23 protein-coding genes and 2 pseudogenes are annotated in these 26,676 nt (G+C 39.5%); 14 read left to right on the forward strand and 11 right to left on the reverse strand.

Features of this window, described 5'->3' with window-relative positions; all coding sequences use genetic code 11:
• Positions 1–122: 122 nt before the first annotated feature.
• Together V7K69_RS01640 and V7K69_RS01645 are read left to right on the forward strand one after the other, a co-directional pair.
• Positions 123–1,073 (forward strand): annotated as a pseudogene (locus tag V7K69_RS01640) (PDDEXK-like family protein); the annotation flags it as partial.
• 157 nt (positions 1,074–1,230) lie between these two features.
• Positions 1,231–1,818: a Uma2 family endonuclease gene (locus tag V7K69_RS01645; RefSeq protein ID WP_335030808.1), complete on the forward strand. Its 588-nt coding sequence runs from the start codon at positions 1,231–1,233 to the stop codon at positions 1,816–1,818.
• 2 nt (positions 1,819–1,820) lie between these two features.
• Here the strand turns inward: V7K69_RS01645 and V7K69_RS01650 are convergent, their stop codons facing one another.
• Together V7K69_RS01650 and V7K69_RS01655 are read right to left on the reverse strand one after the other, a co-directional pair.
• On the reverse strand, positions 1,821–3,758 hold the full coding sequence (locus tag V7K69_RS01650) for a hypothetical protein (RefSeq protein WP_335030810.1): 1,938 nt from the start codon (positions 3,756–3,758) through the stop codon (positions 1,821–1,823).
• 374 nt (positions 3,759–4,132) lie between these two features.
• Positions 4,133–5,029 carry an alpha/beta fold hydrolase gene (locus tag V7K69_RS01655; RefSeq protein WP_335030812.1) on the reverse strand — a complete coding sequence of 299 codons (897 nt, stop codon included), beginning with the start codon at positions 5,027–5,029 and terminating at the stop codon, positions 4,133–4,135.
• A 508-nt stretch (positions 5,030–5,537) separates the two neighbouring features.
• Here V7K69_RS01655 and V7K69_RS01660 point away from each other — a divergent pair.
• Positions 5,538–6,122, forward strand: a complete 585-nt coding sequence (locus V7K69_RS01660) for a hypothetical protein (RefSeq protein ID WP_335030814.1) — start codon at positions 5,538–5,540, stop codon at positions 6,120–6,122.
• A gap of 179 nt (positions 6,123–6,301) precedes the next feature.
• Complete coding sequence (locus V7K69_RS01665; protein ID WP_335030816.1) at positions 6,302–7,096, forward strand: armadillo-type fold-containing protein; 795 nt, start codon at positions 6,302–6,304, stop codon at positions 7,094–7,096.
• 69 nt (positions 7,097–7,165) lie between these two features.
• On the opposite strand, the gene ftsE is transcribed toward V7K69_RS01665, so the two are convergent.
• Both ftsE and V7K69_RS01675 read right to left on the reverse strand, forming a co-directional pair.
• Positions 7,166–7,912 (reverse strand): cell division ATP-binding protein FtsE, encoded by a 747-nt coding sequence (ftsE, locus tag V7K69_RS01670; protein WP_335030818.1) that lies wholly within the window; start codon positions 7,910–7,912, stop codon positions 7,166–7,168.
• A gap of 277 nt (positions 7,913–8,189) precedes the next feature.
• Positions 8,190–8,945 (reverse strand): WecB/TagA/CpsF family glycosyltransferase, encoded by a 756-nt coding sequence (locus tag V7K69_RS01675; RefSeq protein ID WP_335030820.1) that lies wholly within the window; start codon positions 8,943–8,945, stop codon positions 8,190–8,192.
• Between the two features lie 415 nt (positions 8,946–9,360).
• On the opposite strand from V7K69_RS01675, the gene V7K69_RS01680 reads away from it, so the two are divergent.
• The 3 genes from V7K69_RS01680 (at position 9,361) to V7K69_RS01690 (ending at position 12,347) form a co-directional block, all read left to right on the forward strand.
• Entirely contained in the window at positions 9,361–10,080 is a 720-nt protein-coding gene (locus tag V7K69_RS01680) for a response regulator transcription factor (protein WP_174708022.1), read from the forward strand.
• Positions 10,081–10,244: 164 nt separating this feature from the next.
• Positions 10,245–11,918: a SpoIIE family protein phosphatase gene (locus V7K69_RS01685; RefSeq protein ID WP_335030823.1), complete on the forward strand. Its 1,674-nt coding sequence runs from the start codon at positions 10,245–10,247 to the stop codon at positions 11,916–11,918.
• A 3-nt stretch (positions 11,919–11,921) separates the two neighbouring features.
• Complete coding sequence (locus V7K69_RS01690) at positions 11,922–12,347, forward strand: ATP-binding protein (protein WP_335019457.1); 426 nt, start codon at positions 11,922–11,924, stop codon at positions 12,345–12,347.
• Between the two features lie 84 nt (positions 12,348–12,431).
• Here the strand turns inward: V7K69_RS01690 and V7K69_RS01695 are convergent, their stop codons facing one another.
• Entirely contained in the window at positions 12,432–12,863 is a 432-nt protein-coding gene (locus V7K69_RS01695; RefSeq protein WP_335030825.1) for a ketosteroid isomerase family protein, read from the reverse strand.
• Positions 12,864–13,171: 308 nt separating this feature from the next.
• Here V7K69_RS01695 and queG point away from each other — a divergent pair.
• Together queG and V7K69_RS01705 are read left to right on the forward strand one after the other, a co-directional pair.
• A pseudogene (gene queG, locus V7K69_RS01700) lies at positions 13,172–14,145 on the forward strand (tRNA epoxyqueuosine(34) reductase QueG).
• Positions 14,120–14,755: an HAD-IA family hydrolase gene (locus tag V7K69_RS01705; protein ID WP_335030827.1), complete on the forward strand. Its 636-nt coding sequence runs from the start codon at positions 14,120–14,122 to the stop codon at positions 14,753–14,755. Before queG ends, V7K69_RS01705 begins: the two are co-directional and overlap by 26 nt.
• A 117-nt stretch (positions 14,756–14,872) precedes the next feature.
• Here the strand turns inward: V7K69_RS01705 and V7K69_RS01710 are convergent, their stop codons facing one another.
• Entirely contained in the window at positions 14,873–15,247 is a 375-nt protein-coding gene (locus V7K69_RS01710; RefSeq protein WP_335030829.1) for a hypothetical protein, read from the reverse strand.
• 222 nt (positions 15,248–15,469) lie between these two features.
• On the opposite strand from V7K69_RS01710, the gene V7K69_RS01715 reads away from it, so the two are divergent.
• Entirely contained in the window at positions 15,470–16,000 is a 531-nt protein-coding gene (locus V7K69_RS01715; protein ID WP_335030831.1) for an orange carotenoid protein N-terminal domain-containing protein, read from the forward strand.
• A 114-nt stretch (positions 16,001–16,114) separates the two neighbouring features.
• Here the strand turns inward: V7K69_RS01715 and V7K69_RS01720 are convergent, their stop codons facing one another.
• The 3 genes from V7K69_RS01720 to V7K69_RS01730 form a co-directional block, all read right to left on the reverse strand.
• Positions 16,115–16,879: an ABC transporter ATP-binding protein gene (locus V7K69_RS01720; RefSeq protein ID WP_335030832.1), complete on the reverse strand. Its 765-nt coding sequence runs from the start codon at positions 16,877–16,879 to the stop codon at positions 16,115–16,117.
• 128 nt (positions 16,880–17,007) lie between these two features.
• Positions 17,008–17,874, reverse strand: coding sequence for a calcium-binding protein (locus V7K69_RS01725; protein ID WP_335030834.1), 867 nt, complete (start codon positions 17,872–17,874; stop codon positions 17,008–17,010).
• Positions 17,875–17,964: 90 nt separating this feature from the next.
• Positions 17,965–19,230 carry a glycosyltransferase family 4 protein gene (locus tag V7K69_RS01730; protein ID WP_335030836.1) on the reverse strand — a complete coding sequence of 422 codons (1,266 nt, stop codon included), beginning with the start codon at positions 19,228–19,230 and terminating at the stop codon, positions 17,965–17,967.
• A gap of 151 nt (positions 19,231–19,381) precedes the next feature.
• Here V7K69_RS01730 and V7K69_RS01735 point away from each other — a divergent pair, with 151 nt between their 5' ends.
• Both V7K69_RS01735 and V7K69_RS01740 read left to right on the forward strand, forming a co-directional pair.
• Complete coding sequence (locus V7K69_RS01735) at positions 19,382–20,122, forward strand: DUF429 domain-containing protein (RefSeq protein WP_335031011.1); 741 nt, start codon at positions 19,382–19,384, stop codon at positions 20,120–20,122.
• A gap of 37 nt (positions 20,123–20,159) precedes the next feature.
• The gene (locus V7K69_RS01740) at positions 20,160–20,627 is read left to right on the forward strand and encodes a DUF29 domain-containing protein (protein ID WP_335030838.1); all 468 of its coding nucleotides are present in this window, start codon (positions 20,160–20,162) and stop codon (positions 20,625–20,627) included.
• Positions 20,628–20,917: 290 nt separating this feature from the next.
• Here V7K69_RS01740 and glgP read toward each other — a convergent pair whose 3' ends face one another.
• Entirely contained in the window at positions 20,918–23,482 is a 2,565-nt protein-coding gene (glgP, locus tag V7K69_RS01745) for an alpha-glucan family phosphorylase (protein ID WP_335030840.1), read from the reverse strand.
• A gap of 570 nt (positions 23,483–24,052) precedes the next feature.
• Positions 24,053–24,376: a hypothetical protein gene (locus V7K69_RS01750; protein ID WP_335030842.1), complete on the reverse strand. Its 324-nt coding sequence runs from the start codon at positions 24,374–24,376 to the stop codon at positions 24,053–24,055.
• 543 nt (positions 24,377–24,919) lie between these two features.
• On the opposite strand from V7K69_RS01750, the gene V7K69_RS01755 reads away from it, so the two are divergent.
• Positions 24,920–25,084: a hypothetical protein gene (locus V7K69_RS01755; RefSeq protein WP_159402498.1), complete on the forward strand. Its 165-nt coding sequence runs from the start codon at positions 24,920–24,922 to the stop codon at positions 25,082–25,084.
• 639 nt (positions 25,085–25,723) lie between these two features.
• On the forward strand, positions 25,724–26,419 hold the full coding sequence (locus V7K69_RS01760) for an acyltransferase (protein ID WP_335030844.1): 696 nt from the start codon (positions 25,724–25,726) through the stop codon (positions 26,417–26,419).
• Positions 26,420–26,676: the final 257 nt, after the last annotated feature.

A 26,676-nucleotide genomic window follows, 5' to 3' on the forward strand; every position in this document is an offset into this window, starting at 1 on the left:
TTAATACCTAAGATTATTCATACTTTTGCTAAGTCTCTGATTAACTCAGCCCTGCTGGGTCATTTTGCATGGCTTAGTCTAAACTCCAGTTAGAAGAGTACGAACTTACAGACGAAAAATATACAAAAGTTAGTCCCGTTGATATAGATATAGCTGATTTTACAGATGCTGATGTTAGACGTGAGTGGCAAAATATTGATATTCTCATACACTCTCCGCGCAATAAACTAGTATGTGCGATAGAAAATAAAATTGACGCTGGAGAAGGTATAGATCAATTAATAAAATATCAAAGAACTGTTAAGGAAGAATTTAAAGATTGTCGAGCAATTTTAATTTATTTAACACCAATAGGTGATCCACCTTCTCAAAAAAGTTGGAGAATATATAACTATTCTAAAATAGCTGAGATAATCGATAGCATTTGTATAAGTTATAAATCTACACTTGGTACAGATATTTACACATTAATGACTCATTATTCTACGTTAATTAGGAGACATATTGTGAGTGATTCAGAAGTCGCCGAACTCTGCCGTAAAATATACACTAAGCATCAACAAGCTCTGGATTTAATTTTTGAGCATCGTCCAGACTTACAATCAGAAATTGCTACAAAAATTCACGAATTACTAATTCGAGAGACTGACTCTAAAGAAATCTCTGTATATTTTTGGAGTAAGGGATACATAGGCATCATCCCTAAAAGATGGGAAGACAATAAATTAAATCTGCATTTGCAATTTGAAAATTATCCTCAAGGGTTAATAATAAAAATGCTAATTTGTCCTAATGAGGATAAATCCATACGCGAAAAAATATATAAGATATCCCAGAAAAATATACCTCCTTTTAAGAAGAGAACCTTAACACCACAATGGACAACTATTTATACAAAATCTGTTCTTAACTCTAAAGATTATGAAGATGCTGATCTTGAGGAATTAATGAATAAAGTACAGGAATTTTGGCGGCACTTTATTAAAAACGACTTTGTAATTATCGAGAATATAATTAATACAAATATAGGTGAGATAATTTGTAAAGATATCTCCGTTCATCCTGAATCCTGAAGATAAAGTTTAGCGATCGCTCCTGAATAGCCTAAATTAGTAAAAATTTATACTATCAATTTTGCATATATACTAAGCCGACTTATGTTGATGCGATCGCAACGCCACACAACCCCACACAGCACTAAACTATAAAGTAAGATGCTCACAATAGCCTATGAACGCCACAACAACCGCTTTCCCTTCTACAGTCAAGTTGAAAATCGACTTAACTGACGATCAATTTTTCGAGATGTGTCAGAAAAACCGCGATTATCGATTTGAGCGTACAGCATCAGGGGAATTATTAATTATGCCACCTACAGGTAGTGATACTGGCAACCGTAATTTTGATATGGTTGTTGAATTAGGAATCTGGAATAAACAGACTAAATTAGGCAAAGGTTTTGACTCTTCAACTGGCTTCACTCTACCCAATGGTTCAGAACGTTCTCCTGATCTTTCTTGGGTAAAAATTGAGCGGTGGAATGCTTTAACCCCAGAACAACAAGAAAAATTTGCCCCAATTTGTCCTGATTTTGTAGTAGAGTTGCGTTCTCGTACTGATTCCTTGAAAGACTTACAGGAGAAAATGCAAGAATATATAGAAAATGGCGCTCAATTAGGCTGGTTAATTGACCGGAAAAACAAGCGAGTAGAAATTTATCGTCCAGGTAAAGATATAGAGATATTAGACAATCCTGCTAGTTTATCAGGAGAAAATATCCTACCCGGATTTGTGTTGAATTTACAGCAAATTATGTAGCCTTATCGATTAGGATAAACATAACGCATTTCAAAGCGACTTTGTTCCCAAAGTGGTAGCAAAGCCTGTTTAGCAGCATTTAATTGAGCTTGTGAAAAAGAGATTTTCCCATTTTCTATAATCCAAATAAATATCCGAGTTATTAAATCTGCCTTTAAACTATTCTCGTATTCACAATTATTTATTCTTGCTACTTGCTTATCTAAGCAATCAATAGCATATTTAAAAGTCAAGTTTTTCCAGTCTATGCGATCGTTATAAATTTCTTCTTGCGTATTTTTCCATTCAATCCTACGCAAATTTCCTATAATATAGTCTATGCCTGTTATAGAAGAATCAGTGTTACGTACCAAATTTGTATAGGCTTGGTAATATGATTTCAACAGAGAGGCAGCAATATTTTCTACATATATATTTAGCCAAGATTGAATGTCGTGAAGATAAGGTGCTAAATCTCTGATATTATCAATTTCTTGAATCAGCATACGACCATCTGTATAATTTGTAATTTTTGCTAGAAATTCAGCTTCAGATATTTGAGACTTTTGTGAGTAATAGTTAATAACTTTTGGAATATATTTCTCTAACAACCACTGTTTAGTATATTTAGCCGTCCAGGTTCCCCAAGAACCAATATCTTGCTGCCATGAGGTAAATTCATCTGTATCAATAGATTGTAAGTTAACATCATTTAGTTCATAAATTATGTTAACTTGATGATTGTTAGGCAATGAAGAAAAATTTATATCAGTTTGGTGGGAAATAAATGTATGATCGTGAATTCCTCTACTAACTCGAATTGACATATCTTTTGTATGGAATAAATGCCATTCTGACTTACCTTTAATATAATCAAATTCATTAGCGAACTGCTGTATTAAATTCCATAAATCTTGTTTTACAGAAAATAGGATAAACCCTCTAGTCCCTGCAAAGTTTACAAATTTAAAATCCCATGTTTCTAAAATATTTTCAAATTGAATTAGTAAATTTTTATATTCTTGGCAAACTCTATCAATACATAAACATAAGTCTGCTGCTTCTATATCTGATAAAATTAGAGTTGTTTGACCTAAATAAACCTCAAAAGTATTTTTATCTAACTGTTTAAAAAACCGACGACATCCCCAATCTAGCTGGGTGTGCAATCCAGTCATTAATTTACCTAAAATATCTTGATGATTTAAGTAAATTTTTAGACCTCTTAAAATAATACTGCTGAACTCTATTTCACAATTACCCTCTCCAAAAGCTTTAGGTAAATTACAGGCGATCGCTACTTTCTTGTTCACAACAACTAAGCTATAGCCTTCCCTTGTCGTGGAAGGCTCAAAATCACATTTTTCTAAAATATCCTGTAAATCTAGATGTTGTCTTAGAAATCTCTCTATTAATTTATATTTAGTATTTAATAAACTGCTTGTTGTTTTTTTATCAATACTCTTAACTAATTCAAAGTTTAGTTTTTCATAAAAGTCTGAAGCAATATAATTATTTTTTAATATATCTATACTTAGATCAAAAACAGATTCTTGTTGATAGTAATATAAGCGTTTAAAAACCTTTATTTCATATCCGTTAGTAATTATAAAAAATAGCGCGTTAAAACGATCACTATAAATTTTAATTTCTTGAGCAACGTCATTTAATTTAGTTTTATCTGGTGCTATTGCTTTAATAGCAACAAGTGAGTTATTTATATTTTGCTGATTAATATCATCTGTTGGATAACAAACCTGAATAACTCCGGTATTTCCGTGATAATTTCCTGATTTTGATGTTGTTAAAGGGTATTCACGACAACATTTCTCTGGATAACAGAGATAGTGAAGCATTGGTAAAATAAATTTTTCTTTGACATCATCTTCATTTTGTAAAATCCGATGGTCAAAACCTTGTATCCATATAATAAATTTTTTAATCGGTTCTGGAATCGTCATCAGATAATCTACCTGCTAGTATAAATTTGCTATACCTTATTTTGTTTATATAATTAGCAATTTATCAATTCAGTTGGAATAGTATCGTGATTTTGAATACTATAATGAGACCCTTCATCTTGATGTAAAGGATTGAGCGAATAGAATAAGACTGTTGGCGAATTAATGTAATTAATTTCAGTGCGCTTCAACACACTTTAGCTATTAGCCCGCAATGTATTGCAAACTGGGAAAGCAACACTCTCACCAAGGTTTTAAGGCTGGTGATTTTAACCCATCGTGAATTGACCAACAGCCTTATAGAATAGAGCCTCCGGCACGCTGACGCGAAAACGAAATCCGCATACAACAGGGCTAGGACTAATGAAAAACCACTAATTAAGCAAAGGCAAAAATTGGCGAATTAACCCAATTGTGACTGCCGGTAATTCCAACTGTGGTGTTAACCCTACATCTTCCAACTCTTGAAAAAATCGGATTGCTTGGGGATTAATTTCGGCAAGGCGGCGACCAATTGAAGGCCCTGTAAATTCTGACTTTTGTCCCCAAATAATGGCAGTGGGAGTTGTTAATTCTTGAATGAAAAGGGATAAATCAAAGCATAAATCGCCACGGACAAAGGATAGTGCTGCATATTCAGCATTAGGCTGCTGGGCGGATTGCAAATAAGCATCTACAATTTCTTGGTACACTCGATTAGATTTAGCAAATTGCCGTTGCTCTAAGAAACTGCGAATACCCCCACTGGTGGCTACTCCAGTGCTGTAAATTAAACGGTCAACAACAGGAACACTGACTAACTGGGCAAAAAAACTACGTGAGTAGTCTTCGCCAAAGTCGGAAAGTCCGGCGGGGGTGGTGAGAATTAAAGCCTTGAATAAATCAGGATTAGCTGCTGCGACTCGAATTGTAAATGCTGCGGTCAGGGAAGAAGCGATCGCAGTTACAGGGCCAGTACAAGTCTGCTGTAAAAACTCGCGAATCGTGGTCAAATAATCCTCAATATTATAATTCCGTGCCGGATGCTCAGACCGACCCCAACCGATCAAATCAGGTGCAATCACCCGATATTCGGCGGCAAAAGCCGGATAAACCTTCGACCACTCATAAGCAGAAGATCCACCACCAAAGCCATGCAAGAACACCAAAGTTTCCCGATCATCTCTAGCAGTTACATTATTCTGCCAAGGCGCTCCATCAGCAGAATAATACACCATTCTACCTAGTGAGGTATTTATGGAGCGTTGGTCAAATCCTTGTGGTTGAAACATAAGTATTTTTTGTTGACTGTAGTCATTTGTTGGCATAAGTGAAAGTAGTGATGCGGGTACACGCAGAGAGAATTTTCCTCCTGTCTTTGCGTCCCCAAGTCTTTTTTCGTTACACTGGATGGGTAGATATTTAGTTCAAACTTCCACTCATTGTTATTATCAGCGAATCAATTGCTCTAAGACTTCTCACCACCGTCAGATTAAGCAGATGTAAAATTACTGGATTACTTGTAAAGATTTGGTGATTTTTTTTTCCAATAAAAAGGAAATTAACCTTGAAATTACTGTCTTACAAGGTTTTTTCTGGTAGCGAGTATCACTAAAGCCTGAATCCAGCATAAGTTTTTATGGTAATCTATCAAAAAACTCATAAATAATTTTGAGCGTTAAAAACAGTTGAAACGCTCATTTTAATAGGCTATTTATTCTACTTCATATATGTAAGATAAATTGCTTTTGATGTATAACCAATCTAATTATTATCTAAGTAATGGTAAGGCGGGATGTCATGGTAAAGCAGGCTACTCTTCAATCAAATAAACTACCAACGATTGAAGACGCTGAATTTGCGCTTGACAAGTTTAATATACAAAATGAAATTAAAGCTTCAGCTTGCAGGGATCAGGTCGAATCAGCCATTGATGCTGCCAGAATTACTGTACCTACTTGTATTTTTTTAGACTTAGAAGGATTGAAGTGTTTTGAACCAGTAGAGCGCCAGTATGAACGCTGGGGAGTAATTTTTCACAATTCTCTAGCAATACAACCATCAAATCCAGCATTTCCATGCTATTCAGGGCAAACAGTTTTAATGGGAGCGCCCAAAAGCGGATTTTTAGAAGCTACTTTCTTGCGTCCGGTTAACTCGGTTAGTGCCTTTGTCACAAGTTCTCAACGGCTAGTACTTTCTGCTTACGATCGCGATCGCCAACTGCTCGGTCAAACTGTACTACCAGGCTCTAATCTTGCCAATTCAGACTCAGCAATTTCCCCCAATACTTTATTATTTATAAATGTGAATAACATCTATAGCGTTACCTTCTGTGCTTTTGATGGTCAATTCACCATTGATAACTTTCGTTTTTGCCTTTAAAAAGCCTTTATGCCCTTGCTCTAAGCCATCTAAAATGTTATCTTTATTTCCGCCGTGCTGTAATAGTCTACTATCTGTCGATGCAAAGCAGGCATCTTGTAGTTTGGGTCTTCACCTTTTCTTCATTCCCTAGTAAAACTTATACAATAGGTAATTTCGTAATCAAGTAGGTAAACACTGTGGCACAGGCTTCGTCTTCTTGGCAGCAATTGATCAACCAGATCCACAACTGGAACTGGTCGCATCCATTGTTCAAGACAAAAGGAGCTACAAAGCAGCAATTTCAGCGTTTCTCTGGGCCTGGAGGCTTTCTTGGGTTTCTGACAATCGTTGTTGCGATGTTGTTGTGGAACTGGATGCTGCTATTGGCTCTCTTAATGGGCATTGGGGTAATGGTATTGGTTTACTCAATGCAGAAGTGGGACTGGCAATTGCACTGGTCTAAGATACGGAAATTCTTAAACAGTTCAAATCGTCGATTAGTCTTAGCAGTCATTAGTGGTGGTGTTGCTACTGTCAGCACTTATATGGCCGCTGCAATTTGGGTTGACTCTCACAGTTCCTGGATTGCAGCTGGTGCTATTATCCAAGGCATGGCAACCCTGTTAACTTTGATTTTATTAGTCTGGCAAATTGTCAACTTCTATGAAAATCGAGAAGAAGACTACCTCGATCGGTTGTTGGTCAATTTAACAGACAAAGATCCATTGAAACGGTTGATTGCCTTACGTCAACTAACTAAATTCATCAGTCGTCAGCGAGTTGATTCTTCAGTACAGCAAGATGTTGCCGAATGCTTGCAACTCTTACTCAGTCGAGAGGAAGAAGTTGCGATCCGAGAAGCAGCTTTTAAGAGTTTACAAGCTTGCGATCGCCTCCGGTCGGTCGGAGACCATCGCCTACAAGTGCTACCTCCCAAAACAGCAGCACCTTTTGTACCCGTATCAGCAAAAGTCAAGCACCACGTTTATTAGTTATTTGTCATTTGTCATTTGTCATCGGTCATTGGTTGAATGCTGAGTCCCAATTCCCAATTCCAATTTTTATTTTCGACACAACTGTCCATTAGTAACTTGCACTACCGGATGATTGCACCGCCGTACCAATTGTTCATCATGGGTGGTAACAATTACCGTAGCTCCAAAGGAATTTAACTTCTGGAGAATCTGGATTACTTGCCAGGAATTATCAGGATCGAGATTTCCAGTAGGCTCGTCTGCTAACAGTAGTGGTGGTGTACCAACGATCGCACGAGCAATACTCACCCGTTGTTGCTCTCCCCCAGATAGTTGATCTGGGAAGCAATCAGCTTTACTCAGTAAACCCACCAGCTTTAAAGTTGGTTCTAAACGTCGTTGAATTTCTTTACGGGTATACCCTTGAGCTTGCAGCACAAAAGTCACATTTTCTGCTACTGTTCGTTGGCTAATCAGTTTGTAGTCTTGAAACACAATGCCAATCCGTCGCCGGAATAATGACAAGCGATCGCCTCGTAAACCCGCTATATTACACTCATCAACAATTACTTGTCCCTGTGTAGGCAACTCCTGGCCATACAACATTTTTAAGAGCGTTGATTTACCAGAACCACTTGGCCCAGTGATAAACAGAAATTCTCCCTTTTTTACCTCAAGGTTCGCATTCAATAAGGCGTGAGTACCGTTAGCATAAATCTTGCTTACAGATTGCAATGTCACCTTTGCAGTAGTATTACTACCATGCTGTTGAGTTGCAGAGTCCTCTCTCGGAACGGATTTATCTGTTTTAACTTGAGTTGTTAATACTGGCATTGTTAAATTTTCCTCATAACCACAACTAAACAATTTGCCGACTTAGATGTGACATTGCCTATCAAAATAAGGATTCCCAGGTTTTGCCTGGGAATTTAAAATTCAACAAAGAAAATTTAAAATTTTTTGAAGACTTCAGTATTAACTAAGTAAGAACACAGACTAAACGCCCTGCTACTGCTAGCAAGACTCTTAACCAAGTAAAGTCCTTACTAATGACCAATGACAAAGGACAAATGACAGTCCTTACCAGTTAGCTTTAATTGCGCCAACCTACTTAACTAATTGCATCTTTTGCTGTCAAACGATAAACAAAAGCTTTTACAGCAAAAGCAGGCAAAGCCAACATTCGCCGCCAACGCCAAGGTTCTTGATACAGCCGATACAACCATTCCAAATTATTATTTGCTAACCAGGCGGGAGCGCGAGTTTTAGTTCCCGACCAAATATCAAAACTACCACCAACGCCAATCCAAATTGCTTGAGGACACAAATGGCGGTTTTCGGCAATCCATAACTCTTGACGTGGCACTCCCAAACCGACAAAAATCACTTGTGGCTGCAATTGAGCAAGAGTTTGTTGCAATTGCGCTTCTTCTTCTGGAGAATGGTAGCCTGAGTGAGTGCCTACTACATTCAAATCTGGAATTTGCTGCTGCCAAAAATCTGCCGCAGTTGAGGCCACCCCAGGCGCTGCTCCATAAAAAAACACTTTTGCCCCTGTCTTCTGTTGTCCAAGTTCTTGCAAAAGTTTTTCTGCTAATTCAATTCCCGGAAAACGCTGAACTTTTTGCCATAATAATAACCGTAAATACAGAACAACCCCGGCTCCATCTGGAATAACTAGTTCAGCATTTTTAATTATCTGAGCAAGTAATTCATTCTGCTCTGCCTGCATAGTCATTTCTGCATTGAGCGTTACTACATGAATTCCTCTGCCTTGTTCTAGGCTTTCTAACAACCAGCCTGGATAGTTAGCCATCACATGAACTGGTATTCCCAATACTGAAAATGCTTGATTGCCTTTAGACATAGCCTATTCTTGAGTAACCCTCACGCCAGATTTACTTGAATGTTAAGTTTATCAAATTTTTTTAGATTAGAACTTAGGTAGGAAAGATCCCAATACTTTTCGAATAAACCCAACAATCTCTCTTTTGGTCTGGGGAAAGGGTAAAGGGTAAAGGTAAATTTAAACCCTTTCCCTTTCCCCTTTCCCCCTTAACCGAAAAGTATTGAGAGTGGAGATTTCTCAGAGCGCTTGTACTTGGGCTGGATCAGTGCAAACTTTATTGTGAAAGTGTAATATGAACCCAGTATAAAAAAGCTCAACTCGCAACTCTGGTTCCGGGAACAGAAGCTCCCACTATACTGCTTACAGTTAGTGTGGGAGTATGTCACGAAACTCGACTTTATGGTTAAGGTAGTGTAACGGGCTGAAGTTGGCTATGAGTAAAATTCGTATTGCTTTAATTGAAGATCATGACCTCACTCGCGTGGGTATTCGGACAGCGCTCATCCAAAAGGATGAAATTGAAGTTGTAGGTGAAGCTGCCAATGCTGCCGAGGGGCTAAGAATGTTAAAAATGGTACAACCTGATATTGCGATCGTAGATATTGGTTTACCAGATAAAGATGGTATTGAACTAACACGGGAGGTAAAATCTACTGCAAATGGTCAGCAGCTAGCCACAAAAGTGTTAATTTTGACGCTGCGGGATAACAAAGAAGCTGTGTTGGCAGCTTTTGCTGCTGGTGCAGACTCTTACTGTATGAAAGATATCAAATTTGATAATTTGCTGGAAGCAGTGAGAGTAACTTACAATGGCAACGCCTGGATCGATCCAGCGATCGCTCGAATTGTATTACAACAAGCACAACAAAATCCTCAAAAGTTGGAATCAGCTTTTGTAGATGCCAAGACTATTGCCTCTAACCCTGATTATGTCGAGAATCTGGAAGGAATTCAACCTTACACCCTGACAGAAAGGGAATTAGAAGTGCTACAGTTGATTGTCGAAGGTTGTAGCAATGCACTAATTGCGGAAAGACTTTACATCACTGTTGGGACTGTTAAAACTCACGTTCGCAATATTTTGAATAAGCTATGTGCCGATGACCGTACCCAAGCAGCAGTCCGCGCCCTGCGTTCTGGTTTAGTTGGGTAAAGGTAATTTTGATGTGGAGCAATTGACAACGATCAAGGGAAACTCATAACTTTGAGAAAATGATATTTTCAAAGTGAATGGCTTCTCTGATTTTCTGTGATTTATTATGTGGGATAAACATCACACTATATCGCCATTCAAACATCTCAAAAGTAAAGTCAAATATGGCTGAGACAGGGGTCGAAAAACTTAAGCTCATGGTGGTAGATGATGAGCCAGATAACCTAGATTTACTCTACCGCACTTTTAGACGAGATTTTCAAGTATATAAAGCCAATCATGCCTTTGGCGCTCTGGAAATCTTGGATCAATTTGGCGAAATGGCGGTGATTATTTCTGACCAAAGAATGCCAGAAATGAATGGAACCGAATTTTTTAGTCGGACAGTAGAGCGTTTTCCAGACACGATCCGGATTTTGTTAACTGGTTTTACTGATGTCGAAGATTTGGTGGATGCCATTAACTCTGGTCAGGTATTCAAGTATATTACCAAACCGTGGAATCCAGATAAACTCAGGGCATTAGTTGAGCAAGCTACTGATACATATCGTGTAGTCAAGAAGCGCACCCAAGAGTTGCGTCGGGCCCTACGGCGAGAATCTTTGTTTAATGCCGTAACAACCGCAATTCGGGAGTCTTTAGACTACGATAGTATGCTGCAAAAAATTGTCGCAACCATTGGACAAACATTTGATGCTAGCAGTTGCTTGCTCAGACCAGTAGAGGGCGATCGCCTGATCCAAGATGAGTTTTCATACTACGATCCTAAATCCAACGCATTAGATTGCTTCTTCGACCCCAGTCTTTTAATTGAAAAAGTGCTGGAAACCCGTCATTATCAACTTACTCAAGAAATATACGAGGGCAACCCCTGTCACCATTTGGTTGTACCACTTAGCTACCAGCAGCATTTGTTGGCTGTGCTGGCCCTCCACCAATGGGGACGCGATCGCCCCTGGCAAGACGAAGACATTCAACTAATTGCAGGTGTTGCCGAACAAGCAGCCTTAGCTCTCTCGCAAGCAAAACTTTACCAGCGTCTCCAAGAAAAGCAACAGCAGATTCATAATGAGTTGGAGGTGGCTCGGCAAATTCAATACAACTTACTACGCCAAAGTTTACCTGATATCAAAGGTGTAAAAGTGCAAGCCTGCTGCTACCCAGCGCGGGAAGTAGGAGGCGATTTCTTTGAAGTCTTTGTTCATCCCAAGGGGGACTTGTGGTTAGCAGTAGGTGATGTCTCTGGTAAGGGTGTCCCAGCTGCTTTATTCATGGCTAGTATTATTTCAGTTTTACGCCGGGAATTATCTCAAGAAACACCAGCCGAGCCGAACGTGGTTATGCAAAACCTCAATCATGCTCTGAGTGAAGATTTAATTAGCAACAATTATTTCATTACTCTTGTGTTAGCCTGTTATACCCCTAGTAATAAAGAACTCGTCTACACGAATGCCGGTCATATTTATCCACTGTTATGGTCACGCCAAGACGCTTTAGGCGACAATCCTAATTACCTGAAAGTCCGCAGCGTTCCTTTGGGAATCTTACCCAAGTGGCAGGCACAGTCTGGTCGTTTGGTTCTCGCTACTGGAGACACATTGTTACTCGCTAGTGATGGTATTACAGAAGCAACGATCTCAAATGATTCTGATTCAACAGTAAAAAACGGGTCTAGTGCTGAGGCAGTTAACCGTTCTATGTTGAACCAAGATGGTCTTTGGCAACTATTACAACAAGAAGAACAACCACTTTCTCTCAACCATTTACTAGCTCGCATCCAAGCAGATAACCACATTCAAGAAGACGATCAAACTATACTTTCACTGGAGATTTTATAAGTGATGAAAAGTGAGCTTCATGTACCAAGTGACTTGAGTTTTCTGAATATTGTCGAAAACTGGTTGCTGGGATGTTTGAAAATTCAGCTAGGAGAATCTGTGGATTGGTCACGGCAATCAAGTCGTTTGAGACTGGCTTTGGTGGAAGCTTACTCAAATGCAGTCCGTCATGCCCACAAGGACAAACCAAATTTACCAATTTTACTGCGTTTGGAAGTGAAAGACCGGGATCTGGCCTTAGAAGTTTGGGACTACGGCGAAGGCTTTGATATGTCTAACTACTACGCTCCCAACCCTTTGGAAAAACAAGAAGGTGGTTATGGTTGGCTGATTATGAATCGTCTAATGGATAAAGTAGACTATGAGTTGCAGATTGATGGTGCAAACTGTCTCAAGTTACAAGCTACTTTACCCGAATTAGTCAAATAGACAAAAGTTATTTATAGGAATTTTTGATGCCTAGATTTTGTTTTGGGTAATATCAAACATTTCCTCAAAAATTATACTTATTTACTACTTTTCACGGCGTAAAGAAAGTAACTCTTGGGGAGAAGCTAAAAGTTTGATTCTAGTATAGAAAATTTGCCGTTGTTGGTTGAGGATAAATAGCCACAAGACATTCACACTACACCAGGAAGTTTGGGCTTTGCCTGCTACCTGAATTTGAATCTCACCGGTTTCTAAAGTCTCGGCGATTGCCGTGTTGGGGTAAGCTTTAACGTTTTGGCCTTCTTGTTTTAAGTAGGCTGCGATCGCCTCTGTCCCCACAATATCAGATTCAAAGGGTGGACGCATCACACCATCTACCGCAAATAAGGCAGCAGTTGCCTCAAATTCTCCGGCATTTAAGGTTTGAAAATAACGCAGTACGCTTGTTTCTGTAATTCCCTCAATCTGGAATTCTTCTTTCAACTGTGCTGGGGATATAAATTCAGCAGAAGTCATAAAATTCTCTGTATTATGCTAACTGAATATTTATTTCAATACAAAAATCGCTCAAAAGAAAGCTGCTTTTGAGAGAGATTGCTACATATTGCTAAATCTTCCTCACGATGGAAGTTGAGATGTTGCAATGGAATGTCTTGACATTGGGGTTGCAAAAATTGCAGAAGGCAGGAGGAATACGACCCTCTTGCCTTCTTCCTTTCTCGATAAAATTGATACGTAGGAAAAGTAACAAATATTCATTAAAGGTATTGACTAGGTAATATATAATTTATTTGCCTTTATTTAGGCAAAATCCAAATAAAAAAATGAGTCAGTATTCTGTAACAAGCAGTATTGTGGTGAAAGAAAAAGCCAGCGAGTTGGGCTTTCACAAAGTTGGAATTGCTGCTGTAGATAGCATAGATGCCATAGAAGCGCAGAAGTTACAAGCATGGATTGAACTGGGTTATCACGCCGATATGGAATGGATGGCTAACCCAAAACGTCAAGATATCCGCTTAGTGATGCCAGAAGCGCGATCGCTAGTGTGTGTGGCGCTAAATTACTACACACCACATCAACGTCCCAAAGGCGAGGAATATGCCAAAATTTCCCGTTATGGTTGGGGAAGAGATTATCACAAGGTGATACATAAGAAACTCAAGCAGCTATCGATATGGCTAGAATCACTAGATGAAAGTGTAAGAGTTCGTTATTATGCAGACACAGGCCCAGTACAAGATAAAGTATTGGCTCAACTTGCCGGAATTGGTTGGATTGCCAAGAATGGTAATGTGATTACACGGGAATATGGCTCTTGGGTATTTTTGGGAGAAGTGTTGACCAATTTGGAGCTAGAGAGCGATCGCCCGCATACAGAACACTGCGGTAGCTGTACTAGTTGTCTTCAGGCTTGTCCTACAGGTGCAATTACTCAGCCTTTTGTTGTGGATGCTAATCGCTGCATCGCTTATCATACAATTGAAAATCGGGACGAAAAACTGCCAGAGGCGATCGCACCTCATTTACAAGGCTGGGTTGCTGGTTGTGATATTTGTCAAGATGTTTGTCCTTGGAATCAACGTTTTGCCAACACAACTGATATTCCAGAGTTTCAACCTTATCCTGGGAATATTGCTCCCAAACTGCTAGAATTAGCCCAAATCTCAGACCAGGAGTGGGATAAACGATTTCCAGCATCTGCCTTGCGGCGGATTAAGCCAGAAATGTTACGACGCAACGCCCTAGCTAATCTTGACGCATCCAGGCAAATAATGACCCCGAAAGTAATTATTTTTGATTTTGATGGCACAATTGCTGATACGGTAGATGCCCTTGTAAGTATTGCCAATCGTCTAGCTGTAGACTTTGGTTATAGACACATCAGCCCAGAGCAATTAGGTTTCCTTAAAAACTTAACATCTAGGGAAATTATTAAGTATTCAGGAGTTTCTCTATTTAAAATACCTTTTTTAGTTAAAAAAGTTAAAGGAGAATTAAAAAACAAAATTCCTGAATTAAAACCAATTCCGGGAATTAAAGAAGCATTAATAGAACTGCAAAATCAAGGATATAAACTGGGTATTATCACTTCTAATTCTAAAGATAACGTTACCCAATTTCTCACAATCAATGATTTAAATCACCTGTTTGATTTTATCTACTCAGGAATTACAATTTTTGGTAAAACAACCATAATCAATAATGTATTGAGGCAAAGACAACTCAAACCCCAAGAAGTTATTTATGTAGGTGATGAAACCAGAGATATAGAAGCATCTAAGAAAGCAAATATCCAAGTAATTGCAGTAGCTTGGGGCTTTAACTCATCGGAAGTACTAGCTAAACAAAATCCAGATTATTTGATCCACCAACCTAGCGAACTGCTAAAAGTGATGAATGGTTATTAATTATATAGATATCTTCATAAATTAAATATGCGTTATCCATAAACATTTTAGAGACCTAGCCTAGCTAGGTCTCTACGTTCTTTTTCACCAGATGTCTAAATATGGGATTAGGAAAAATTACTTTTTCGGTTGACCCTTTTCCAAAGCTTTTTGTACTAGTTCATCACTGACATTAGCCACACCTTCAGTTCTAGAATTCCCAACTTCCTTTGCTAAATCTGCATAATCGTCAGGATTACCAGTTGACTGCGCTTCAATTTTTGTCTCTTCTGGCTTAGAGATTTGATAATCAGGTGCTGTGGCTGCTTCGGCTGCTGCTGCACCTTCACCAGTGCGATCAACTTCACTCACGCTAAATTGTTGTGCAGCTGCATAGTCAGCATCAAAATCAACTTTTGGCGCTTTTTCTTCACCACTAGCTATATTTTCGGCAGCTAATTGAGCATCATGGGTGGGAGCTTCATTAACATTGGGCTTTACTTCATCAGACATAATTAAAATCCTTAAGTTAAATTTTTTATTGCTTACTTGAAAAAGTATAGCGAGGTAATTAGCTATTTTCATGCTCCCTTAGGAGAGACTTTACGTCTATTAAAAGATAGATTAAAGCTAGAATTTGCAATTAATATAACTCTTTCTCTCGATAGTAGAAGCTGATACTCAAACTTTGGTAGGCCTTAGTTTGTGCTGTAAAATTTCTTTGGAAATAAAATTATGACTGCAAGTTACGATAAAACTATTTCTCAAGCCCAGAGCAATGAAACTCAAAAATTGGTGGATACATTTAACAATTTAGATACCGATGCAAAATTAGCTTGGTTCTATTTGGTTTATAAAAAAATGGGTGATTCTATCACGCCAGCTGTTCCTGCTGCTGCTGAACCAGAATTATCACCACTTCTGCTAGGAGACTTTTTTGAATTATCAGATGATCAACAACTAGATATTATGCGGGATATTGTTAATCGCAAAGATACAGAATATTCCCGTGCTTATGGGGCGATAAAAGAAAACAACCAGCTGCTAGTTTGGTATGCTTGGGCGGTAGCTATGGGGAATCAAGTAGTTGACTTACCAGGTAGCTACGAGCCAAGTAAGGCTATTAATGATCTGGTTTCACAGATTGAAAAACTAGATTTTGACGAGCAAATTTCGGTGTTTCGGACAATAGCTGGTGAAGTGGGTTACACCGATGTTAAGCCGATCGCAACGCAAGCAGAAACTGGAAAAACGTCGAGTTTGTAATCGGGACTGGCGGCTAGAAGTCTCGGCTACACTAACAAAGTCCGCTTCCTCCTACGCTGTGCCAAGCTCTATTGGCGCAGCCTATCTTAGAGAAGGAAAGCGGACTTTAATAACTTATGAGACAGCCAACTGATTCAAGTCAGATGGAGTCAGATTGGAGTGTACCACTTGACCATCGCGGAACCAAACGATGCGCTGGGTTTGACGGGCAACTTCTGGCTCATGTGTCACCATGACAACTGTGATTCCACTGCTATTGAGTTCGCTAAAGATATCTAAGACTTCTTGAGTTGTGCGCGAATCAAGTGCGCCTGTGGGTTCATCGGCTAGGAGTACTACAGGACGATTGACAATGGCTCGTGCGATCGCTACTCTTTGTTGTTGTCCACCAGATAGTTGAGTTGGTTTGTTGTTGAGGCGATTTGCTAAACCGACTTGCGTCAATGCAACGATTGCGCGATCGCTTCTTTCTTTTGGACTCACACCAGCATACAGCATTGGCAGCATCACATTTTCTAATGCTGTTAGTTGGGGCAATAGGTGGAATTGTTGAAACACAAACCCCAGCTTTTTATTACGGATGTGTGCCAATGAGCGATCGTCCATTTGGGCTACATCAAGATTATCTAAGTAGTAATGTCCGGTTGTCGGACGGTCTAAACAACCGATAATATTCATGGCTGTGGATTTGCCAGAACCAGAAGGGCCCATGATTGCACAATATTCGCCCTGTTCCACAATTAAGTTGACATCATTCAGCGCTCGTACCTCTGTTTCGCCAGTACCATAAATCTTGAAAATGTTTTCTAGTCGAATGATTGCTGGTTTCGGTAGAGGATTAGGAACCAGGGAATCGGTAATTGAAATAGTGTTTGTCATAAAAATTATAGGTAATCTTGGACTGGTAAGTTACTTTTTTCCCAGTTGTAACTATAGTAACCATCCTTACAAGGTAAATTGTCAAGAAGGAATTAGCGATCGCTAATTCCTTTGATCAAGAACTGATATTAATTATTTGCTAAACCCACCTGTCCTCCAATTAGCCCTAGAAATCCTGTTCCAAAGTGTTGAATCTCCAAAAAGCTGGCTTGCTCAGGTGAAGTTTTATAAATCCGAAATGTCTTCATAATTCCCAAGGTAGCAGCACTTTCTAGAGGGCCAACAAAACTAATATCGCGTTCGAGAAAATAGGATTGACTAGCCCATTGAGCCATCTGATTTGCATTCAAAAAGTAGCAGCCTGCATGAGGATTGAGGGCACGACGAAAGGTAATTGGTGCATTCATGATTGTACCCTTGAGTTCCTGTTGCTCCTGCACATTTTGAAAGGGAGCAGTTACTCGTAAAGCCAAATCTCCATCAATGTAAGCTTTATGAACCAAACCGTGGGGGGAAACTTCATAACGATTTGGCTGGAGCAAGTTTAAGTCACCCGCTTGGTGGGTAAACCAATTTAATTTGATAAAAAACCAAGGGTCATAGATAATTAAGTCATCTTCAAGGAAGCAATAGTAATCATACTGACCAAGACAACTTTGCAGAACAGCTTGGCATTCAAACCCCAAAAGTAGAGGTTCTACATTAGTAGAATGATGCTTATATAAATGGGATGGTAATGAAAGCTGATTCACAAGATGATTATCTTGGGTTGTGCAAATAACAATATTTAGTTCGTGCGACTGGGGTTGATTCGCAGGGAAAGCTATTCGTTGAGCAATATTAATGATACTTTGAGATTTGCCAAATAATTCGTGTAAGGCAGTAAGGCTTTTAGTTAACGCCTGCAAGCGGGGTTGTGGATCTTTGCGTTGGGAAGCATGACGACCGTCACCGCTAGGTTTAAAAAAATGGGCAATGGTAAAAATAATTCGCATTGAGATATTGATCTTTTATTGGTAAATATCCTTTCAAAAAAATTTATTTTACCCAATCAACCTTTGAGTATTTTAAACCCAAATATTCAGCTAATTTCTTCCAAATCCTTTAGAAACTGAGCGTTTTTTTAAACTCTCAGAATTTTTACCAGCAAACATCCATTGCAAATGCTGTGGTAACAGTTTGGCTAAATCATAACGCTTTAAAATTGTCTCTCGCGCATTCGCACGAATTTTTTTCATCTCTTGAGGATGATTCAGCGCCTCTTCAACCCGATTAGCAATATCTTGGGGAGAAAAGAAATCTACCAACAGTCCATTCACCCCATCCTGGATGACCTCCAAGACTGGCGGAGTTTTAGAAGCTATTAGTAAACATCCTGCTGCCATTACTTCTAACATTGACCAAGATAAAACAAAAGGACGGGTTAAATAAATATGAGCAGAAGAAGCTTGTAAAACTTGTAGATACTCATTGTAAGGTAGTCTATCTGTAAAGTGCAGCCTTGATAAATCTAAAGATGATTTTAATTTTTCTAGCATTAATTGTTTATAAGTCTGACCATCGGGAAGATTCTTCCCATAAGCCACCCTATCTTCTCCCACAACTACTACATGACACTTAGGTCTTCGCTGTTGAATTAGTGCCACCGTTTCCATAAACTGTGGAAATCCTCTATAAGGTTCCATTCCCCGTCCCACATAAGTTACCAACTCTTCGACATGCGAAAGGTCAAGATTTATTCTTGGTAAAACTAACTTTGCGTCTGGCTTAGGAACAAAATAATTGGTATCAATACCATCATGAAGTACAGTGATTTTGCTATGATATTCTTTGGGGAACTGGTAACGCTGCCAATTGGTGGGAGAAAGGCCGCGATCGCAGCTATATAAATCAGTCAAAATCGGTGCATTTTTCACGCGGATACGGCATTCATCATCAGCATTCAGAGGTTCATTGGGATCAAAATCTGCATCAGAACCGTGAGCGTGATAAAACCACTCGAAATAACACAATAATTCTGCTTTGGGAAAAACATCTTTCATAAATAAAGTCGGCCCCCAACCAGAATGGCCATAGACTATATCTGGAACAAAACCCTCGACTTTTAATTTTTCTGCCACGCGATAGACAGCCTGCGCGGTGAGAACAGCATTTTCTAGGTTGCGAACGTAATGGTGGGTTTGGGGAGCAGCTTCCCGAGAAGGAGTGTAAATAGCTTTAAAAACGCCAGGTATTTCGCCTTCACGACGATTTGTTCCAAAGACGACTTTGCAATTAGGATCTTTACCTAAAACTGTCGCTAGGTTGCGAAATTGGGAGGGAAAATTGGGATGTAAAAATAATATTTTCATTGGAATAATCTTGATTAAATTATTGCCAGATAAAATAAATTAAGACAAGCTATTTCAGATTATAAGATTATTTCTCACAATTTTTAGTAAGTAAATTTAGGTAAATGGTAGCCTGAAAATGCGAAAATAATCGCAAATTCATGTTATGGCAATGAAATTTATTGGCATTGATTTAGGCTGGCGATCGCAACCAAGTGGACTATGCTGTTTAGAATGGGTAGATGGACAACTGCAACTACTCGATCTAGACCGCAAAGAAGCTATTGCAGACATCCTTACCTGGATTGATCATAGCGTCCAACCAGACGAACCAGCAGTCATTGCCGTAGATGCACCTACCCTCATACCCAACGCCACCGGGAGCCGCCTCCCCGACAAACTCAGCCACAAATACTTCGGTAAATATCATGCAGGCTGCTACCCAGCGAATCAAAACCTACCCTTCAGCGATCGCACCATCAACTTTGGCTTAGAATTAGAATCACGTGGTTTTGCCCACGCCCCCACCATTCAACCGCAAAAACTAAGCAGATATCAAATAGAAGTCTTTCCCCACCCAGCAATAGTTAACCTATTCAACTTAGAACGCATCCTCAAATACAAAAAAGGAAGACTCACTGAGCGTCGCCTAGAACTAATCAAACTCCAAAATTACGTTCTCAATATCCTCCCCTCTCTTTCCCCTCCTCTGCACCCTCTGCGCCTCTGCGGTTCGTTCCTCCTAGAAATCCCCACCACAGGCGCAGCCCTCAAAGCAACCGAAGATAAACTAGACAGCTTAATTTGCGCTTATGTAGCTGCTTATTGGTGGTATTGGGGAGAACAACGTAACTTAGTACTTGGCGATCGCACCACTGGCTACATTATCATCCCTCAGAGAATATTAGCCTAAAATTGTAATGTAGTAAGATTTAACTCAAGGAGTTTTTATGCAAGGAGTTAGTTCTAATTTGAGTTTGAAACAACTTTATGAAATTGACGAGCATCTCTGGTTAGACGAAACAATCAAGTTATTGAAAGCTAACCATTTAGAACAATTAGATTTAGAAAATTTAATTGAGGAGCTAGAAAGTTTGGGTCGTAGAGACAAAGCCAAGGTTGCTAGTTTATTAGAACAAATTATTAGACATCTCTTGCTACTGCAATACTGGACAGAAGAATCTCAATATAATTCTGGACATTGGAAAGCAGAAATTAGAGGTTTTAGGAATCAATTAAAACGTCAGTTAACAACGAATTTATATCAATTTTTAGAAAAAGAATTACCATCAATTTATAATGATGCTTTAGGGTATGTAATTGATAAAACTGAAGGCAAACTCGATAACTTACCTCAATATTCTACCTATACCTTAGAACAGCTACTAGATATTAATTACTTACCTAAAAATGTTTGATATAAAAGGCATTGTTAAACTTAAAATCGCATTTTCCTTCTAATTCAATACGGTTCAGTTAAGGCTAGCACTCTTTGTCAAAGTCATTTTTTTAACGAACCACAGAGGCGCAGAGTACACAGAGAGAAGAAAGAGAAGGAAAAAATGCTTAACTGAACTGTATTGCCTTCTAATTCCTCATCATTTTAGCAATAGTTATTTTGGGGCATGACTGCATCACATAATAAAAGACGTTGCTAAATTAAGTTAGCAACGCCTATTCTTGAGTATTTATTAACTACTCAGCACTCTTACTCTGCCCAAGCAATCAACCTTGGTTCATAAGCATTAGCCAGATTTGGATTTTTCGGCAATACACGCAAAGACAAGCCCTGTAAACCAGAAGCGGTATAAGTAATATTACCCGTGTAAATGCTCAATTGTTGTGAATCCTCACCTTGGTAATCCATCACCACTGTTACAGCGTTGACAATCTCACCATTGGCATCGATCGCACCTTGATATAACTCCACCTGCACATCATCATTTGTCAAAGTTGCCAAGTCAACCTTGGCCTTGACAGCAACAGTTTGGTTAACTTCAATGTCTGAAGCTGCCGATACATCAACATCTTTGATTCTGATGTTGAACCAGTGTTCGCCCAATTTTTCTTTCCAAGCAGCTAGTTCTTTCGCTGGGGCATAGTTATCAACAGTCAGGGTATGATAGCGATCGCTAGCTGGGAAATAAGCCCTTTGTGCATATTCTCCTACCATCCGCGCTGTATTAAAGAACGGACAATTCAACCGAATTGCATCCTTCATTTTGGCAACCCACGGACGGGGTAAGCCATCAGTATCCCGATGTTCATAAAATAGCGGTACAACTTCCTTCTCTAACAATTCGTAGAGAGCATTTGCTTCTACTTCATCTTGGTAGTTAGGATCGTCGTAATTCTCTCCATGTCCAATCGCCCAACCCGTGCGGACATAATCAGCTTCATCCCACCAGCCATCTAGTACACTTAAATTCGGCAAGCCATTCATTGCGGCTTTCATGCCACTAGTACCAGAGGCTTCCCGTGGACGACGCGGTGTATTTAACCAGATATCGCAACCCGCAACCATCAACCGGGAGATGTGAATGTCGTAATTGGGGACAAACACTACCTGTTTTTCTAAATGCTGTTCGCGGATAAAGTGGTTGATATCGCGGATCAGTTCTTTACCGGGAATATCCTTCGGATGTGCTTTCCCAGCAATCACAAATTGCACTTTCCGGTCTTTGTTAGCCAGCAGAAGCCGCTTAATCCGATCCAAATCACGCATCCAGAGGGTGGCGCGTTTGTAGGTGGCAAAGCGACGGGCAAAGCCAATGGTGAAAGCGTAAGGATCTAAAACTTCTTGTGCCTGGATAATTTCGGAAGCTGAAGCACCGCGATCGCTCAAATGCTTGACCAAATGCTCCCGCACATACAAAATCATATCCAAGCGGCAGCGTTCGTGATTGCGCCACAATTCTTCATCAGGTATAGCGTCCATCCGCTCCCACAATGGGCTATCTGGTGGTGCTGATGACCAATTTGGCCCGAGGTAGCGATCGTACAACTCTTGAGTCGATTTCGCCACACAACTCCGAGCATGGACACCATTAGTAATTGCTGCGATCGGCACTTCTTCTACTGGCACATTTTGCCACAAACCCTGGAACATTTGCCGCGACACCACACCATGCAGTTGGGCGACACCGTTAGAAAATGTTGCCATCTTCAGCGCCAGCACCGCCATACTGAAAGGCCCAGATAAATCGCCTGTATTCTCGCGCCCCAGTCCTAAAAATTGCTCTTTAGGCAACCCAAATATCTCTGCATAGTACCCCAAGTAGTGCAGCATTTTGTCGGGAGCGAATAAGTCAATCCCTGCTGGTACTGGCGTGTGGGTAGTAAAAATATTACTGGAAGCCACCACCTGTTTTGCTTGGGCATAACTCAGCCCTTCTTCCTGAATCAGCAAACGGATGCGTTCTAGGGCAGAGAAGGCGGCGTGGCCTTCATTCATGTGGTAGGCGGTGACTTTCAGCCCCAAAGCTTTGAGCATTTGCACACCACCGATCCCCAGCATGATTTCCTGGTGGATACGCATATCGATGTCGCCACCATACAGCTGGTCTGTAATGTCGTGGTCGTAAGTGTTATTGGGTTCAATATTGGTGTCTAGCAGATACAAGGGAACTGTTCCCACCTGTACACGCCAAACTCTAGCGTATACCTTGCGTCCAGGATAATCTACCGCAATCCGTAGTTCTGAACCATCGGCATTGCGCTCTAGATGCAAGGGCATATTATAAAAATCATTGAGCAAGTAGCGTTCTTGCTGCCAGCCATCAGCATTGAGATACTGGGCAAAGTAACCTTGCTGATACAGCAAACCTACACCAACAAGCGGTAGCCCCAAGTCACTAGCAGATTTGAGGTGATCCCCCGCCAGAACGCCTAAGCCGCCAGAATAGACAGGTAAACAATCAACAAGTCCAAATTCCGCCGAAAAATAGGCGTAGCATTCTTTTGGTTTGTCTTCCCGTTGTTTTTGATACCAAGTGCGTTCTTGCAAATAATCGTCTAACTGACGGTCAGCTCGATCCATTTGCGCTAGAAAGCCTTCATCTTCGACAACTTCCAAAAGCCGCGATTGAGAGATAGTACCGAGCATCAACACTGGGTTATGATGGCTAGACTCCCACAAGTCAGAGTCTAAGCGACGAAATAAATCTTTGCTCTCAACGTTCCAATCCCAGTGCAAGTTATATGCTAACCGCCGCAGTGGTTCGAGTCGCGGTGGTAGTGAAGGGGATACGTTAAATGTGCGAATTGGCTGCATAGGTTGGCAAAACTCCAAGTTTAGTTATGGTTATTGTTTACTGTCTTTACCAATGTTGCCAATTCTTTATACTGTAGTTTGTGAAGAAGCGATGACTTTGTTAAGCATTGAGAATTTTTTTAACATCGTTGCTAAAGTTTACACCAAGGTGTTTCTAATTCTGTGCCTTACTTCTCAGCCATGTACTTGGTATATTAAGATTTAATCATTGAGTGGCATCTATACACTGAAAAAAATCTAGTTTTGAATAAATAATTTATATTTATTTTAGTATTGCTTCCGGGGATCAGTTTTAATGTCTTGGCTGAGGGTGAATTTTCCTTATAGCTATTTCCACAAAGGTTAAATTTTTAATTATTTTTTAATAAAATTGTACTATAAAATAAGCAGCTATGATTCTTAGGTTAAGGATTGTTTGAGAAGATGTGATACAAAGTAACCCATGTAGACATCACTTAAAAGAGGAATGTGTAAAAATAATACCAAGCAGTTAACTAGAAAAAGCGTCGCAAACTACTTGGTATAAATTTTGGATACTAAATCAGGAAAATAACTTCTTAGCGTGTTATCTTATGAACCTAGTGAAGGTTGGTCTTTAGTATTTTTTGTCATTGACAAAGCTACAGCAGCTGCATAAGCAATCTCCGCTGCCATTTGATAAGCAAGTTTGATACTTGATGAAGCGTCCTTGGCTTTAGGAGAAAGAGAAGCTTTTTTTCGGCGCGACTCAAGTTTTACATCACCCGCTACCATAGCTCGCTGTAAAATGATCCAGGCATCTAGGTCTTCTGAGTCATAATTACTTTGAAGTTGCGATCGCAGTTGTTCTTCGGCTACAACACTCAGATAGCCGCTATTTAGAGCTTCTTGGACAATTTCTTTAATTAAAGCCATAATTTGAACCAAGTGTGTGAGTTAAAACCGATACCTCAATGTGGTCAAGTTAATGTTGTTTTGTGGACTTCTCCTGGAAACTAAGCTAAGTTTTAGCTTTCTTTACAATAAAATTTATAATGAGTAACACCAAGCACGCATCACCCGCTTGGTTCACCCGAATGGGTGATTTACAAATTTTTAGATATTAAGTAATAAGGAAGAAGAAAATTTTCAGTTTTTGAACGAAGAGGGTGTCACTAGTATAGTAGATATCATTCTGAGTTTAACGCCCAATTATTAAATTACTTGGACAAGCAAAGGTAGAAATATAGACAAAAAGACAATTAACATCTGTGATCATTTTTTAAATTACCGTCCTCCAGGAATTTTATCTAGGTGTATAAAATTATTTAAGAGTAGCGATAGTTCCATAAAAAAAGTTAGCTATTTTACAATATTCTCATCACCAATCAACTTATTTATTAAGAGTGTTCCACTAAAAATAAAATGTGTTATTGTTAAAAGCAACTGTTATTAAAAACGATTCATGTAATTACAAGCATGAATTTGCTAGTCTGTAAATCATCTGTGTGCAACATGATTGGAGCAGCATACTCTAGAAATTCGTTGCAAGAAAGCCGTCATAGCAGTCGGGGAAGCGCTTACTTGTTTGCACCGATGGTCAACTTCAATGTGATGGCTGATGTTGGGGATAATCCACCCTAATTGGGTTTTTTGGGGCAATAATACCCAATTAGACCCAACAATAATTACATTGTTATGCTAGGCAGAAATTTTATCTAAATTTTTGAATATAGTCTAGTTAAATGTATTTTTTGTTGCAACATAGCTTGTGGAACTGAGTTGTTTTAAAAGACTAAAACCGCCTGATAGGAAGTAGCCTCAAGGCAAACAACTCAATCCCTAGTTGCGTAACAAGCTTTGCAAATTTGCCAGATAACCAAAACAGTATCCTATCTAAACCAACCAATTTACCCATCAGATAATTTCATAGTCTGGGGTTTGACCCTGCAATGCACAAAGATTTTTTGTTAATTGCTCTGGTGAAAAAGAAGCAAAGTTTTTATATGCCTTAACTGGTACAAAAGCTTCTATTGATCCAAGGTAGTTGTTGTGCATATCAAGTGAGTAATTCTAACACACCTAATTTCAAGAATTGCTCACATAGTTAAAGCCAGACTGGAGGTTTTTCAAGTTTTGGAAAACCATCTAAAAATATGGGTAAATTTCGGTATACTGCCAATACTAAGAAATCTCGTATTTCTTAGTATTGGCAGAAGATTAGGATACAGGCAAAAAACTTTCAATACTGTCAACAACAATTAATTGAAGAGATATGTAGCCATGCCTAATGAGCAAGATTTTTCCAAATTGCAGCGTGTGCAAGAACTTGTAGTAACTACTGTGTTAGGGGATCTTCCTACACTTATTCTGGGGCCAAAGTTGCGTAGTTTAGGATATCGGAGTATTTTTGCCCAAATAGGCAGCCCAGTTTATATTCAAAATGGTGTTGAATTTAATGGTGCTTCTTGTATTGAGATCGGCAGTGGAGTCTATATTTTCAAGGGTGTACGCATGGATGCTAGAGGACACAAAAATAATAAAATTCATCTAGGCAATAGAGTGGCTATTGAGCGTAACGTTGATATAGGGTGCTTGGAAGATACGTGTATACATATTGATGAAGACACCTTCATTGCTCCCAACGTGTGTATTGAGGGGCCAGGAGACATTAAAATTGGCAAACACTGCATGATTGCTGCCCATTCCGGGATATATGCCAATAATCATAATTTTGCTGATCCGATGGAGCTAATTAAATACCAAGGTGTTAGTCGCAAGGGAATTGTGATTGAAGATGATTGTTGGCTAGGTCATGGAGTAACGGTATTAGATGGCGTTACTATTGGCAAAGGTAGTGTTATTGGTGCGGGAGCAGTTGTCAATAAAGATATTCCTCCTTTTTCCGTTGCTGTAGGTATACCTGCACGAGTAGTCAAAAACCGAATTGGCAAAGACTTAAGCATTAGTTCAAACTGAGAAATAGGTTATGGGGAATTGGGAATGGGGAATTGGGAATCGGGAATGGGGCATTGAGCATTAGAACTATATTCCTGTAAACTTTTTTGGGAAACCTTTGTTGTTAGTCAACGTCACAAGAGTAAACGATCTGTGAGTTATTTTTGAAGGGCATCTAAATCTTGCAGGATTCTCAATAACCGTAGGATAGACACTGCTAGTCCCTAATCCCCAATCCCCAATCCCCACAGTCCTCTAAAAAAGGGACGAGATTTGGG

The sequence above is a fragment of the Nostoc sp. genome (assembly GCF_036917775.1).
Taxonomy (GTDB): domain Bacteria; phylum Cyanobacteriota; class Cyanobacteriia; order Cyanobacteriales; family Nostocaceae; genus Nostoc.